Here is a 14,243-nt window from a genome sequence, read left to right as displayed (position 1 = left end):
TCAACGCATGCGCCCCCGCACCTCTCGCATCCTTCAGCTCTCCGTCGGCGCCTTCGGTCTGGCGGGCCTGCTGCTCTCGGCCGGCATCCTCAACCGGGTGATGCGCTCGCCGGGGGACGACAACCCCATCGGCATGCTCGCGGCGTTCGGCGTCTACCTGTCGCTGATTCCGAGCTGGGGGCTCGTCCGCGCCGCCCGTGGACTGCCCCTCGGCTCCGGGAAGCTCGGGAAGCTGTGGGCGGCGGCCGCCGCGCTGTCGCTCGTGCCGCTCGGGTTCCTCATCACGATGTTCGCCGCGATCTGGATGGCCTGAGCGGCGCGGCAGGCGCGCGCTCCGCCGGCGGCGAGGAGGCGGCCGCGCCCCTCCCCCGCCCGTGACATTCCGGTGACCTTCCCGTGCGATCCTGCGCCCGTGCTCTCCCCTCGGGCCAGCCGCCTGCGCGACTGGGCGCTCTTCGCCGCCGCCGCGAGCGTCCCCGCGATCTGCGTCGGCGTCCTCGGCCTGCGCGCCGTCTCCAACGAGGCTGACGGCGCCCGCCGCGAGGTGGCGCTCGGGCTGGCCACCGCCTCCGCGCGCCTGTCGCGCGCCATCGACCAGGAGACCGACCGCGCCGAGGCCGCCCTCGCCGCCCTCCCCCTCGCCGGCCCCCTCACCGACCCCCTTACCGACCCCCCCACCGACCCCCTCACCGGCCCCCCCGAGGCCGCCGCGGCGGCGCTCGCCGGGATCGCGCCGCCGTTCGCCGCGCCGGTGCTGCTCGCGCCGGATCGCTCCGTGCTGCTGCCGCCCCAGGCCGCGCCGCCGGCCGCGCCCGCGCCCGACGGGTGCGCCGCGCTCGCCCGCGCCGCCGCCGAGCCCGACGCCCAGGCCCGCATCGCCGCGCGGCGCGACTTCCTCGCGCGCTGCGCCGAGGCCCGCTCGCCCGCGGGGCGGTGGCTCTGGCCCGTCCTCGCGCTCGACGCCGCGGCCGATGGCGCCGTCGACCAGGGCGCCGTCGCCGCGTGGCTCGAGGCGCACGCGGCGGGGCTCTCCGAGCCGGAGCGGAAGGCCGCCGCCATCGAGGTGGACGCCGCGCTCTCGGGCGAGCCGCGCGAGCGGGCGCGCGCGGCCCTCGCGGCCCCGCGCCCCGAGCGGGACGCGCTCGTCGCCGAGCTCCGGCGCGGAGGCCTCGACGCCGCGCTGCGCGCGCGCCCCGACGCGCGCGGGCTCGTCTCCTTCCGCGCGGGCGCCGCCGCGGGCGCGCTGCGGGCGCTCCCGGACGGGCGCTCCGCCGGCTTCGTGATCCACCGGAGCTCGCTCGCCGGCTGGCTCCACGGCGACGCGCGCCCGCTGCCGCCCGACGTCCGCGCCGACGTCCTCGCCGGGGCCGCGGCCGCGGGGGCCGGCCGGGCGCCCGTCGCGCCCGAGCTCGGCGGCGCGCCCGCGGCCCTCCTGCCGATCGCGCCGGAGCTCGCCGTGCGGCTCTCGCCCGCGGACCCGGCGGCCGTCGAGCGGCACGCGGCGCGCGGCAAGCGGCTGCTCGTCGCCGTCGGCGCCGCCGCCACGGCGCTCGCCCTCGGGCTGGCCGCGCTCCTGTTCGCGCGCATGCGCGCCGCCCGGCGCTCCAGCGAGCTGCGCACCGACTTCGTCGCCGCCGTCTCCCACGAGCTCCGGACGCCGATCGCGTCGGTGCGCATGCTCTCGGAGCTGCTCGAGGAGGGGCGGCTCGCGCCCGACGAGCACCGCGAGGTGTTCGAGGCGCTCGGCCGCGAGTCGCGGCGGCTCGGCGAGACCGTGGAGCGGCTGCTCGGCTTCAGCCGGATGATGGCCGGACGCGCGGCTGCCGAGCGCGCCCCGGCCCGCGTCGCCGGGGCGGTCGCGGCCTCGATCGACACGTTCGAGGAGCGGAACCCGGAGATGCCGAAGGTCGTGCGCGATCTCGACCCGGCCGCGGAGGCGAGCATCGACGCGGGCCAGATCCAGCTCGCCGTCGACAACCTCCTCGCCAACGCCCTGAAGTACGCGCCGCTCGCCGCCCCCTACCGCGTGCGCGTCGCCCGCGAGCGGGGCGGCGTCGCGATCGCCGTCGAGGACCGCGGCCCGGGCATCGCCCGGCGCGACCAGCGCCGCATCTTCGAGCCGTTCGAGCGCGCCGACGACCGGCTGAGCCGCGCCGTCTCCGGCAGCGGCATCGGGCTGTCGCTGGTCCGGCACGTCGCCCGCGCGCACGGCGGCAGCGCCCGCGTCGACAGCGAGCCGGGCCGCGGCGCCGCGTTCACCCTGTGGATCCCGGGCCCTCGAGGGCCGAAGGAGCAGTCGCCATGACCCAGAAGACGCCCGATGGCAGGCTGGAGACCGTCCTCGTCGTCGAGGACGACCCGACGCTGCGCCTCGGCCTCCAGAAGACGCTGCGCTCCGCGGGCTTCCGCGTCGAGGTGGCGAAGACCGGCGCCGAGGGGCTGTCGATGGCGCTCGCCGCGCGGCCCGACCTCGTGCTGCTCGACGTGATGCTGCCCGGGCTGAACGGCTTCGAGATCTGCGAGGAGCTCCGCCGGCACGACGCCGACCTGCCCATCCTGATGGTCACCGCCAAGGGCGAGGAGCAGGACAAGGTGCGGGGGCTCCGGCTCGGCGCGGACGACTACATCGTCAAGCCGTTCGGCGTCTCCGAGCTCCTCGCCCGCGTCGACGCGGCGCTGCGGCGGCGGCGGCTCGGCGAGGCCGAGCGCGCCGTCGTGCAGTTCGCGGAGGTCGTCATCGACTTCCGCGCCCACCGCGTGGAGCGGCGCGGGGCGCCCGTCGAGCTCACGGCGCTCGAGATGAAGCTCCTCCGCTTCTTCGTCGAGCGCGAGGGCGCGCTCCTGCCGCGCCAGCGCATCCTCGACGCGGTCTGGGGCGCGGACTACTTCGGCACCGATCGCACGGTCGACAACTTCATCAACCGGCTGCGCGCGAAGCTCGAGCCCGACCCGAGATCGCCGCGGCACCTCGTGACCGTGCGCGGCGCCGGCTACCGGTTCACCCGCGCTCCGGCGCCGGAGACAGAACGGTGACATGGCGAAGACGGAGCCAACAAGGCCAGTGTGCAGACTCCCCCTCACGCGCCGCCGCAAACGGGCCGCGCGCAGGAGGACATCGATCGTCATGAACACCATCCATCGCTCCGCCGCCGCCGTCGCCATCGCCGCCAGCCTGATCTCGCTCGCCTCGTGCGTGGAGGGCCCGGAGACCGCCGCGCCGGGCGCCGAGGCGCGCGTCGACCTCGCCGCCGGCGCGGACAGGCGGCCCGACGCCTCGCTCGCGATCGAGCAGGCCGAGCGCCGGCTCGACGCGGGCCGGGAGATCGCCGCCGCGCGGCAGGCGCTCTCCGAGGTGCTCGCCGATCCGGCGCTGACGCTGGAGCAGCGCGATCAGGCGAGGCTCGCGATGAGCCGGGTGCTCGAGGCGGAGGGCGACCGGGAGGCCGCGATCGCCGCCGTGGAGTCGCTGCTCGGCGAGCACGCCGTCGACGAGCCCTGGCCGCTCCACAGGGCCGCCGAGCGGCGCCTGCGCCTCCTGGTCACCGGGAGCGAGGAGAAGCCGCTGCCGGACGAGCCGTCCGACGCGGAGCAAGCGTCGCCGTTCGCCCGCGCGCTCGCGCGGTATTTCCCTGTGCCGGAGTCGGGCCCCCGGGAGCTCACGGTCACCGTGCTCACGTTCGGCGGGAGCCGGGAGGTGAGCGAGCGCCTCAAGACCTTCGCGATCCCGACCGCGATCCGAGCGCTCCGGCAGGAGACCTGCCCGCGCTGCGACAGGGTGTCGATCAACCGCATGTCGCACGGGACCGACGGCTGGACCCAGATCCCGGCGGCCCGGCCGCTGCTCGGGTCGAGCCTCGCGGTCTTCTACTTCGATCTCGGCAACCAGCGCATCCCCGCGCGGTACGACGCGGACCTGCCGCTGCCCGCGGCGGACATCGTCGCGCGGCTCGAGAAGGGCGAGGGGCTCATCGCGGTGCGCGAGCGCGCCGGGGCGCCGCCCGCGATCCTCATCGCCGCGCCGCGGAGGGCGCAGCTCGCCGCGGTCGAGGAGGCGCTCGCCGCGATGGCGGAGGTGCCCGCCGCGCCGATCGCGGTGCCGCTGCCGGACGGCCTCACGCCGGCGGAGATCCAGGCCGTGGTGCGGACCGGCTTCCCGGCGTACCGGACCTGCTACGAGGCGCTGCTCGAGCGGCGCCCGGACGCGGCGGGGAAGGTCCCGCTCTCGTTCGCGATCCACGGCGACGGGACGGTGGCCGACGTCCAGGTCGACGCGGCGGCGGCGACGCTGCGCGACGCGACGACGGACCGTTGCATGGTGGACGCGACGAGGGGGCTGCGGTTCCCGGCGATCGGGAAGAAGACCACGGTCGTGTATCCGATCGAGTTCTCGCCGGGCCACTGAGGGAGGGTCGGTGACCGAGGCGGGCGCGCCAGCGTCGATGCGCCGCGGCGCCCGCCTCGCGAGCGCGGCTGGGCGGGGCGCGCCGCTCACCGACGCCGGCGCGCCCGCCCGCCCGGCCTCCAGCCTATTGCGCGAACGCGCCGATGGTGAGCTTCACGCCGTCGCTGCGCCGCTTGGCCTGCTGGTGCGGCTCGTACTGGTAGTCGACCGGCGGGAGGCCTTCGAGCGCCGCGCCGGCCTCGATGAGCGGCGCGCCGGAGGCGGGGATGAAGTCGTGGCTCGCCGCCGAGGCGAACGCCGGGTCGACGCCGAAGATCGAGCTCTCCAGGCCGTCCACCCTCCCGATCACCTTCGGGCCCGGCACGGGGTCGAACGCCGTCCACCCCTTCCTCACCCAGTTGCCGGCGAGGACGAGGACCCCGGCCGCCACGTCGTCGCGATCCCCGAGGAAGGTGACCGCGCGGATGTCCGTCGGCTCCTGGGTGCTGGCGAACACGTTGTTGCGCGCGTGGATCCGCTCGTCGTTGGTCGAGGCCTCGAACACCGCGGAGCGCTCGTAATCCCGGTACGTGTCGTTCTTGACGAAGACGGTGTTGGAGAAGAAGTGGAGCGTGCCCTTCCGGTAGTACTCGGTCTGCCCGCTGTCGCCGCCGTAGTGGATCATCGACGGGCCGTAGCCGCTGCGCAGGAGCACGTTGCCGTAGATGAAGGTCTCGTGGAACGACGGCAGCGCGACCGAGTCGGTCGCCTCCTGCGCGTCGACGAGGTCGATCAGGTGGGCGCCGTCCTCGATCCAGTTGTACCGGATCACGACGCCGGCCGAGCGCTCCTTGATGTTGTTGCCGTTCCCGCCGCGCGTCGGGCCGAAGCGGTTGAACTGGTAGATGACGTTCGACGCCTCGTTGTAGACGTTGTGCTCGTTGAAGTCGCTCAGGCTGCCGTTGTCGTGGATGTAGTTCGACTCGATGAGCACGTTCTCGGTGAGGATGTCGCCGCCGGCGGTGCCGACGAAGAGGCCGTTGGCGTTCTCGTGCACCTCGCAGGCGCGGATGGTCACGTGGTCGCCGCGCTCCACGAAGATGCCGGCCGCGTTGTCCGCGTAGGACGCCGTCGACCCCGACTTGTCGGTGAAGCGGTGGGGGGGCGAAGCGTTCTTGATCTCGAGCCCCTCGATGACGATGTGGCTGGGATCGAGGTCGTACGGGTCGTCGTGCTTGTGCCCGACGATGATGAGCCCCCGCACCTGGTGGCCGTCGAAGGGGAAATCGAGCTCGGGCCGGGTGGTGGCGCCCTCGCCGTCGATCACCGGCAGCTCGCCGTTCGGCCCCGGGACCCCGCAGAGCCGGATCGGCTGCTCCGCCGTCCCCTGGCCCCCGAGCATGATCTTCTCGTGGTACCCCTCGGCGCGCCAGAAGACGCGCACCGTGTCGCCGGCCGCGAGCGTCTCGAACGGCACGTCGCCGAGCGCCTCGAACGCCTTGCCGGGGCCGACCTGGAAGTCCCGGCCGCTCCCGACGTGCGTGCAGTCGATGCTGACCGGCGGGATGTTGACCGGCGGAGGGAGGGTCACCGGTCCGTCCGCCGTCGCTCCACCGAGCTCGCCGGTACACCCGGCCGTGAGGAGCAACCCGATCGCGCAAGCTCGAATTCTCACAGAAGCGTCCTCCTCGTCATGGGCTACAAAAGCTCCACTGTAATTTTTCAGAGACACGGTGAGGCATTCTCGCCGTGGCGAGGCAAGATGACACAACATTGCCCGTTGTCATGCGACCAGACACTGCTGTGGTCGCAGATCCTGCGCTTTAGGTAGCAGGATGTAATCCAGCCTGTGCTCGATGCGGCTTCGGCGGACTCGTTACGGCACGCGCAGACCACCGAGAATGGCAGTGTGCTGGCGACGAACTGTCGAGTCGTCAGAGCGAGAGGACACCGAGAGAAGAATATTCCTGAGCCCTCTCGGCGCCCCTGGCCTCTTCGCGGCTCGCTTCATCGGCCGCTTGTTCATGGTTTTCGAGGCGATGACGTGCGCCATGCACGGCGTGCATGAATCGCATGCGGCCGATGAGTTGGCTCGCGCCGATGAGCTGGTTAGTTATCCACGACGGAGACGAGCCCCGGCTCGGCGCTCGCTCGAACCCTGCCTCCGGCGGGTCGACGGGCGCGCCGCACAGCACGGCTCGACAATTCCTGAGAGAATCCGTTAGGAGGACCATGCGCCCGAGTCCGTTGTTTTCCGCGCCCGTCGTGCTCACCGCGCTCGCCCTTGGGGGCGTCGCGCTCGCCTCCGCGCCTGGGTCGATCTTCACGACCCAGACGCCTGCCGTCTTCGCCAACGACGGTTTTTACGAGCTGGGCACCCGTTTCCACACGCTCCGCGACGGCAACATCACCAAGGTACGGATCTACACGAACGCCGCCGAGAGCGGCGCCCACGCGGTGCGGATCTGGGGCCTCGGCGCGGACGCGCCCCTCGCCTCCCACACGTGGAACATCCCCGGTGGGACCGCTGGATGGAAGGAGTTCACGCTGCCTGCACCGGTACGGGTCGCGGCCAACAGGACCTATACGATCTCGGTGTCGACCAGCGGAGATCACTGGTACGCTGCTACGAATGGAGGGTTCAACGCCCCGATCGTGAACGGCGATCTCGTCACCGAAGTCGGCAGCGGCGTCTACGGCACCTCGGTCGGCCAGAGGCCCTGGATGGTGTACAAGAACAGCAACTATTTCCGCGACGTCGTGTTCGAGCCGGAGCCGCCGAGCACGTTCTCCGACGATTTCGAGGACGGCGATCTCGACGGCTGGGACCAGTCCTACGCGGGCTTCCTCATCACGACGGACGGGACCAACAAGGTGCTGTCGTACTCGACCACCGACTCGAACGCCAAGCTCTTCCCCGAGGCGACCAACTGGCAGGACTCGGTCGTGGAGGCCAGGATCAAGATCCCGAGCTGGTCGGGCCCGGGGAGCGTGGGGTTCAACTCGAGGTACAACATCTATGAGCTCGATCGGTATACCTTCATGTACAAGAGCACGGGCGAGCTCGAGATCGCCGTGCGCGACCTCGATGTGGTCGTGTCCTCCGTGTCGAAGCCGCTCACCCTGGCCCCGGGGACGTGGCACACGTTCAAGGCGGTGACGGTCGGGACCACCCTCGAGTTCTACGTCGACGGGGTGCTGGAGCTGACGACCACGGACACGACCTACGCCGCCGGCACGTCCGGGGTCGAGGTCCTTCGGCAGGGGGGCGCGGCGTATTTCGACGATATCTCGATCACCGCGCCGTGATGGGCACCGCGCCGTGATGGGCACCGCGCCGTGATGGGGCCGCGCCGCGCTGCGATCCCGTCCCTTGCTTTCTCTTGCTCTGACCACGCGAGGACCGAAGCCATGAAGCGAACGAAGCCGGACGGCGTGATCCCCCTCGAAGAACTCCGGCGCTCGGCCGCGCGCCGGCGGCGCGCGCCGGCGCTCCTCGGCGCGGCCGCCCTCGTGGCGTCGGGCGCGCTCTCGGGCTGCGTCGGCGACGTCGGCGGCGACGGCGACGGGCGCGACGGGCCCGACGGGCCGACGGGCGACAGCGGGCTTGTCGACGTCGCCAGCGCGGGCATGCGCCGGATGACGCCGGAGCAGTTCACGAGCTCGATGCGCGACCTGTTCGGCGATCCGGGGCTCGAGTTCGACCTCGACCCGGACGCGGGCGAGGTCGCCTCGCTCCTCGCCGTGGACAAGCTCAACGCCGCGGCGGAGGCGATCGTCGCGCGGCGCGCGTCGTGGGGGACCCCGGTGTTCCCGTGCGACACGCGCGGCGCCGACGACGAGGCGTGCGTGGACGGCTTCGTGCGGACGTTCGGGCGCCGCGCCTTCCGGCACACGCTCGACGAGGCCGAGGTCGCGATGCTCAAGGGTCAGTTCGCCCGGGCGCGGGAGGAGCAGTCGTTCGAGGACGCCCTCCTCGTCGTGCTCAAGACCATGATCCAGTCGCCCAGCGTCTATTATCTCGTCGAGCTCGGCCGCGACGGGGACGGCAGCGACGCCCTCGCCTCCGGCGTCCGCCCGCTCACCGGTTGGGAGCGGGCGTCGCGCCTGTCGTATTTCCTCTGGAACACGACGCCGGACGACGCGCTGCTCGACGCCGCCGAGTCGGGCGCGCTCGACACGGCGGAGGGCGTGCGCGCGCAGGCGGAGCGGCTGCTCTCGCACGACCGCGCCCGCGCCACGGCGAAGCGCTTCTTCGCCGAGTGGCTCCAGCTCGACGGCACCAACAAGCACGCTTCGCTCGAGAACGCGCCGAAGAGCCCCGAGATCTACCCCGAGGACTCCCCCGCGCTGCGCGCCGCCATGCGCGCCGAGATCGAGGCCCTCGCCGAGCGCGTGCTCTTCGAGGGGGACGGCCGCTTCGAGACGCTGCTCACGACCACGGACGCGTACGTGAACGGGCCGCTCGCCGCGCTCTACGGGGTGGAGGGCCCCGCGGACGACGGCTCGTTCGCCTGGGTGTCGCTCCCGGCCGATCAGCGCGCCGGGATCTTCACGCGGGCGGCCTTCCTGAGCGTGTTCGGCAGCGTCGAGGTCAAATCGCCGATCCGCCGCGGCGCGTACATCCTGGAGGAGGTGCTCTGCCGCCCCCTCGGCCCCCCGCCGCCCAACGCGAGCGACGTGCCGGTCAAGGGCGGCGCCGTCGAGGAGGGCGGCGCGCTGGTGCACAGGACGATCCGAGAGGACGTCGAGGCCAAGACGTCGAGCGAGACCTGCGCGAGCTGCCACAAGGCCATCAACCCGATCGGCTTCGCGTTCGAGCATTACGACGCGCTCGGGCGCTGGCAGGCGCGGGAGACGGGCGGGGACGCGGAGGACCCGTACGCGCTCGACATCGACGCGCGCGGCGTCCTCCCGGCGCTCGGCCCGGACGAGGTGCGCGTGGAGGTCGACGGCGGCGTCGAGATGTCGGCGGCGCTCGCGGCGAGCGGCGCGGCGCGCGCCTGCCTCACGAAGCACTTCTTCCGGACGGCGCTCCGGCGCGTCCCCGTCGACCAGGATCTCGCGTCGGTCGAGGCGGCCACGCCCGCGCCCGAGAGCGGCGGCAGCCTGCGCGACCTGATCCTCGACCTCACGACCAGCAATGCCTTCTTGCACCTGCGAAAGCCCGAGGGGTGAGCCCATGAACCGCGCCGCATTCAGCCGAAGGAATTTCCTCCGAACCGCCACCGGCCTGTGCATCGCGCTGCCGTTCCTCGAGGCGACCCACGGCGCCGTCTGGGCCGCGGACGGCAGGGCCAGGCGGTTCATCGTGTTCTTCAGCCACGGCGGCACGATCACGTCCCGCCACAACTCGGGGGAGCTCGGGGATCCGTGGAAGCCGGGCGCCTGGAGCATGCTCGACCTCTGGCGCCCGGGCGGCGAGGGGCAGGCGCTCGAGGTCCTCGGCGAGGAGATGGCCGCGCTGGAGGCCCACAAGGGCGATCTCACCTTGCTCCGCGGCGTCGACGACGCCGCCGGGTACGTCCAGGGAGACTACGGCGGGCACCACGGCTGCTCCAACGCGACCGTGCTCACGTGCGCCGACACGACCTCGGGCGGCGACGACGCCAGGGCGCTCGGCCCGTCGATCGATCAGGTGCTCGCGGAGCGGCTCGCCGCCGAGCGCCCGACGCCCTTCTCATCCATCGATCTCATGGTCGACGGGCACCACTACGGAGAGCCGCTGTACCGCGCCTCGGGCGAGCCGTTGTCCACCGAGAAGGACCCGACGAGCGCCTTCGACCGGCTCTTCAAGGACGTCACGGAGACCGGTTCGGGTCCGACGCCCGAGCAGCTCCGGATCCGCGCGCAGCGCAAGAGCGTGCTCGACGGGGTGAGCGAGCACCTCGCGGCCTTGAAGGGGCGCGTGAGCGCGGCCGACAGGCACCTGCTCGACGCGCACGCCGAGCACATCCGGAGCCTGGAGAAGAAGCTCGAGGGCGTCGCCAACCTGGCGGCGTGCACGAAGCCGGACGTCGGCGGCGCGCCCGTGTACCAGGGATACGGGTCGTACACGGGAGGAGGGATCAAGGAGGCTGCGCCGCTCCTCGTCGACATCCTCCTGCACGCGCTCCGCTGCGGCCTCACGAACGTCGCCACGTTCCAGATCGCCGACGTCCTGACGAGCTGGCTGCCTCAGCCCTACAACACCGACCTGGGCCACAGCCTCGGCCACGCCGGCCTCGACGTCGGCCCGAGCGGCGCGGAGCCCGACAAGCTCGAGGACTGGCGCGCGACCATCCTCGCGAACCGCGGCTGGCGCATGGAGATCTTCGCGCGCCTGCTCGACGGGCTGAAGAGCACCCCCGAGGGCGACGGGACGATGCTCGACAACAGCGTCGTGCTGTTCACGAGCGAGTTCGGGTGCGGCGGCGCGCACTCGCCCCGCGACATCCCGGTCCTGCTCGCCGGCAAGGCCGGCGGCCGGTGGCAGGGCGGGCGGCATGTCAATTACAACAAGCGCGCGGGCGGGGATCCGAGCCAGTCCGCGTACGAGACCGACGTGTCGACGCACAACGTCTATACGTCGATCCTGCGCGCATTCGGCTACGAGGACGCGCACTTCGGGAACGACAGCGCGTACAAGAAGGGGCCTTTGGCGGAGCTGCCGTGAGGGCGCGCCGCGCGCTCCGCCAGCGCGCTCCGCGCGAGGCGTCGACGTACCGGCCGCGCGTGGAGCCGCGAAGCGGCTTCGGCTTGAATGGGTCGTCAGGTCGCAACAGGTGCGAACGATTCAAGACGGCCGCAGCTCATACAGCGGTAAGTGACGATAGGTAGCGTCTTGTTGCCGGATCGAACGGTAGAGAACCGCCAGGGTGAGGTGTTGGGAACACCGCTTGCCCAGCTGGCTTGGCTACCGATGCCGCTGTCATCATTGTCGAGGATGAAGCCCTTCTCCAGCTCTCCGTCACATCGAATGCATTTGTCCATGACAACCTCGAGATGTTCAGGGCGGCTCAACGCCAGCGTTCAGCCGCGGCCCCGCGAAGCGGTGACGTCGACTGCAACGCTTTGTCAGGCGTCATTGGTCGTCGTACGGATGAGGAAGATCCTGGACCCACCAGGTCGGACGCTGAGGGTAACCGGGCGGTGAGTCCTCCCACTCCTCCTGACGCCCGTAAGGCAAGAGGTCTCGCATGCTGTTGGCGAAGACCAGCCGGTCCACCCCACGTTGCGTGGTGGTATAGGTGCGGTAAACGCCGTCGGCGTTCCGGAGGAACACGCTGAGCAGAAAGCCGCCGCCTGCCCCACAGTCGGCGGAGAAGGTCGTGCCTCGCGACGATGCGAACGGAATGTGCATCCAGCGCTGATGCTCCCACGCTCTCTGCATCTGCTCCAGCGGCATGTCCGACACAGTCACCCAGCTCGCGCCGGCTTGCGCGAGCCGTGCGAGACCATTGGCCGGTATGCCGTCGGTGAACCATGTGCAACCCGGGCAAATGCGTTTCGGCCCCGCGTCCATGAACTGGTAAATGAGCAGTTGGCTATTCTCACCGAACAAGTCGAGCAACGAGGCCGCTCCTCGTGGAGTCGCGAACGCATAGTCGGATCGAAACCTCACCATCGGCAAGCGGCGACGCTGTGCTGCGACTGCGTCCTGGGCACGGGTGGCCGCCTTCTCGGCGGCGAGCAGCTCCGCGCGGGCGTGAGCCCACTCCTCGGGATCGACGACATCGGGCTCTTTGCCCGTGGCAGCCGGCTTCTTCATGGTCCTTCCTCCATCGATGAGAGTGCGCGACGACGCCTAACGCCGGAGTTGAGCCGACCCGCGAAGCGGGTTCGGTTTGAATGAACCGTTAGGCCGGGAGGGTAGCACAGGCCGCCGACAATACACCCACGAGCCTGGGTGGCTCCGGGGTGGCCGAGCGAGGCGCCCCGCGCCGCCGCGCCGCGCGCGCGGCGATCCTGCCCCGCGCCGACGCGGGGTTGCCAGCGATGTGGTTAGCATGCTAATCAGTTGGCGTGAGCTTCCAGATCGACAGGAGCCTCGGGTTTCTGCTGAACCGCGCCGCCTCGACGATGCGGCTGGCGCTCGAGGATCGCCTCCGCCCGTACGATCTGACGGCGCCGCAGTGGGCCGTGCTCGAGCGGCTCGCCGAGGACGAGGGCCAGACGATGAGCAGCCTGGGGCAGAGCCTCGGGTTCGACCGGCCCACGACGACCGGCGTGGTGAAGCGGCTAGAGATGAAGGGCCTGGTGAAGCGGACGGCCGACGCCTCGGACGGCCGCGTGGTCCGGCTGGCGCTGAGCGAGCGCGGGCGCGCCCAGGTCTCGGAGCTGCCGCCGCTCGCGGCCGAGGTCAACCGGAAGGCCGCGCGCGGCCTCTCCCGCGACGAGCGCGCTGCGCTGGAGCGGCTGCTCCTGCGCGTGATCGCCAACATGAAAGGCTGAGGGAGCGACGCGCCTCCGCGCCGCATTCACCAGGTTGTACCGTCGCCATCTAGTTAGCATGCTAATTATCGTGAAGGAGCACTCCATGCGTTCGACCCTGAAGCTTGTCCATTTCATCGGGCTCTCTGCGTTCCTGGGGAGCATCGCCGTGTACATCGTGGTCTCGAGCGTGTGCCTGCCCGGCGACCTCGCGGCGCTCGCGACCGGGCGCGCGCTGATCCGGACCGGGACGCTGTTCATCACCGTCCCGGGGCTGTGGGCGCTGCTCGTGTCGGGCGCCGCGCTCGCGGCGCGCCTCCCAGCCGCGCCGCGCTGGCTGAAGCTCAAGCTCGGGCTCGTGGCGCTCATCGCGCTGAACACGCACCTCGCGATCGTTCCCGCGACCGGCCGCGCGCTCGATCTGGCGCAGGCGTCCGTGCGGGCGCAGGCGCTCGATCCAGCCTACCGCGCGGCCTACCTGACCGAATCCGGGTGCGGGGCGGTGAACGTGCTGCTGTTCCTGGCGGTGATCGCGCTCTCCGTGTTCCGGCCGTCGCTGAGCCTGGCCAAGGGGAATCTCCCCGCGATGGATGCGAGGTGATGGGCGGCATCCGCCTCCCGTCTCCCGCCTCCGCCGAACGGGTCGGGGGAGCGAGCGCCGGTCTGCCCCCCTGGCGCGGCCTGCGCGATCGTGTATCCTCGGCGCTGCCGAGGTGGCGCCATGAAGGTCTTCCGGTAGCAGCGCGGTCCCTTCCGCCGGGCGGGTTCTTCCCGCCGCCCGCGTTGCTCGCGCTCCGGCGTCGTTGCCCTCTGCCCCGCGCTCCCGTCGCGCGGGTGGAGCGGCGTGCGTTCGACCTTCGACTCCACCCCTCGGGGCCCGCTCGGACGCGCCGAGCGGGGCCTCGAGCCCGTGCATCATGGCGCCTCGTCTTCCGCTCTCGATCAAGCTCACGCGCCGCGCGGTCGCGCGGCGAGATCTCTTCTGCGAGCTCGTGCAGAAGGCCGTCCGTCCGTGCCAGGCCGACGCCGCTTTCGCCTTTCACGCGTTCGCGTTCAAAGCCGATGAGGATGGATTCGCGCGCGAGCTCATGGACCGCCGGACCGAGCTCTGGCTCTTCCGCTCCAACCAGCGCGCCTCCTGCGGCGACTTCCTGGCCGTCGACATGTCGAGCCCATGGCCGGCCCGGCGTCGCGCCTACGTGATCGAGCTGAAGCGCGGGATGCCGGTGCGGCTCGGGGGCGGCGCGGTGGGCGTGCAGCTCCGCAACGCGGCGAGCGCCGTGCAGGGGCTCGCGCAGCAGGGGGATGTGCTCGGCGCCGAGGCGGCGTATGTCACGGTGGCGGGGGACGGGGCGGAGATCGTGGCGATGCTCGGAAGGGGCGGGCGGAGCTAGTTCCGCCCGCCAGGGATCCAGGGAGAGGACGTCCTGCCCGAGGTGGCGTTCCGGCC

At 71.9% G+C, this 14,243-nt stretch carries 12 protein-coding genes; 10 read left to right on the top strand and 2 right to left on the bottom strand.

Annotated elements, in window-relative coordinates:
- The first annotated feature begins 7 nt into the window (after nt 1-7).
- The 4 genes from WME83_RS06005 to WME83_RS05990 all read left to right on the top strand — a co-directional run bounded on the left by WME83_RS06005 (nt 8) and on the right by WME83_RS05990 (nt 4,402).
- Nucleotides 8-313: a hypothetical protein gene (locus tag WME83_RS06005; RefSeq protein ID WP_437318293.1), complete on the top strand. Its 306-nt coding sequence runs from the start codon at nt 8-10 to the stop codon at nt 311-313.
- 99 nt (nt 314-412) lie between these two features.
- Nucleotides 413-2,305 (top strand): sensor histidine kinase, encoded by a 1,893-nt coding sequence (locus WME83_RS06000; RefSeq protein ID WP_437318292.1) that lies wholly within the window; start codon nt 413-415, stop codon nt 2,303-2,305.
- Nucleotides 2,302-3,033, top strand: coding sequence for a response regulator transcription factor (locus WME83_RS05995; protein WP_437318291.1), 732 nt, complete (start codon nt 2,302-2,304; stop codon nt 3,031-3,033). The genes WME83_RS06000 and WME83_RS05995 overlap by 4 nt, the downstream gene beginning before the upstream one ends.
- A 91-nt stretch (nt 3,034-3,124) precedes the next feature.
- Nucleotides 3,125-4,402 carry an AgmX/PglI C-terminal domain-containing protein gene (locus tag WME83_RS05990; protein WP_437318290.1) on the top strand — a complete coding sequence of 426 codons (1,278 nt, stop codon included), beginning with the start codon at nt 3,125-3,127 and terminating at the stop codon, nt 4,400-4,402.
- 124 nt (nt 4,403-4,526) lie between these two features.
- Here WME83_RS05990 and WME83_RS05985 read toward each other — a convergent pair whose 3' ends face one another.
- The gene (locus WME83_RS05985) at nt 4,527-6,056 is read right to left on the bottom strand and encodes a right-handed parallel beta-helix repeat-containing protein (protein ID WP_437318289.1); all 1,530 of its coding nucleotides are present in this window, start codon (nt 6,054-6,056) and stop codon (nt 4,527-4,529) included.
- Nucleotides 6,057-6,613: 557 nt separating this feature from the next.
- Between WME83_RS05985 and WME83_RS05980 the strand changes: the two genes are divergently transcribed.
- The 3 genes from WME83_RS05980 (at nt 6,614) to WME83_RS05970 (ending at nt 11,036) form a co-directional block, all read left to right on the top strand.
- A complete protein-coding gene (locus tag WME83_RS05980) occupies nt 6,614-7,690 on the top strand; it encodes a DUF4082 domain-containing protein (RefSeq protein ID WP_437318288.1) in 1,077 nt (358 codons plus the stop codon).
- Between the two features lie 102 nt (nt 7,691-7,792).
- Entirely contained in the window at nt 7,793-9,559 is a 1,767-nt protein-coding gene (locus tag WME83_RS05975) for a DUF1592 domain-containing protein (protein WP_437318287.1), read from the top strand.
- A gap of 4 nt (nt 9,560-9,563) precedes the next feature.
- Complete coding sequence (locus tag WME83_RS05970) at nt 9,564-11,036, top strand: DUF1552 domain-containing protein (RefSeq protein ID WP_437318286.1); 1,473 nt, start codon at nt 9,564-9,566, stop codon at nt 11,034-11,036.
- Nucleotides 11,037-11,444: 408 nt separating this feature from the next.
- Here the strand turns inward: WME83_RS05970 and WME83_RS05965 are convergent, their stop codons facing one another.
- Complete coding sequence (locus tag WME83_RS05965; RefSeq protein WP_437318285.1) at nt 11,445-12,131, bottom strand: DUF899 family protein; 687 nt, start codon at nt 12,129-12,131, stop codon at nt 11,445-11,447.
- 254 nt (nt 12,132-12,385) lie between these two features.
- On the opposite strand from WME83_RS05965, the gene WME83_RS05960 reads away from it, so the two are divergent.
- From WME83_RS05960 to WME83_RS05950, 3 genes are all read left to right on the top strand, one after another.
- Entirely contained in the window at nt 12,386-12,814 is a 429-nt protein-coding gene (locus WME83_RS05960) for a MarR family winged helix-turn-helix transcriptional regulator (RefSeq protein WP_437318284.1), read from the top strand.
- An 85-nt stretch (nt 12,815-12,899) separates the two neighbouring features.
- Entirely contained in the window at nt 12,900-13,394 is a 495-nt protein-coding gene (locus WME83_RS05955; protein ID WP_437318283.1) for a DUF2269 family protein, read from the top strand.
- 316 nt (nt 13,395-13,710) lie between these two features.
- Nucleotides 13,711-14,187: a hypothetical protein gene (locus tag WME83_RS05950; protein WP_437318282.1), complete on the top strand. Its 477-nt coding sequence runs from the start codon at nt 13,711-13,713 to the stop codon at nt 14,185-14,187.
- The last annotated feature ends 56 nt before the right edge of the window (nt 14,188-14,243 follow it).

Source organism: Sorangium sp. So ce385 (assembly GCF_051474135.1).
Taxonomy (GTDB): domain Bacteria; phylum Myxococcota_A; class Polyangia; order Polyangiales; family Polyangiaceae; genus Sorangium; species Sorangium cellulosum_D.
The sequence above is the reverse complement of the archived record's forward strand: the minus strand, read 5'-3'. Positions and strand labels throughout refer to the sequence as shown.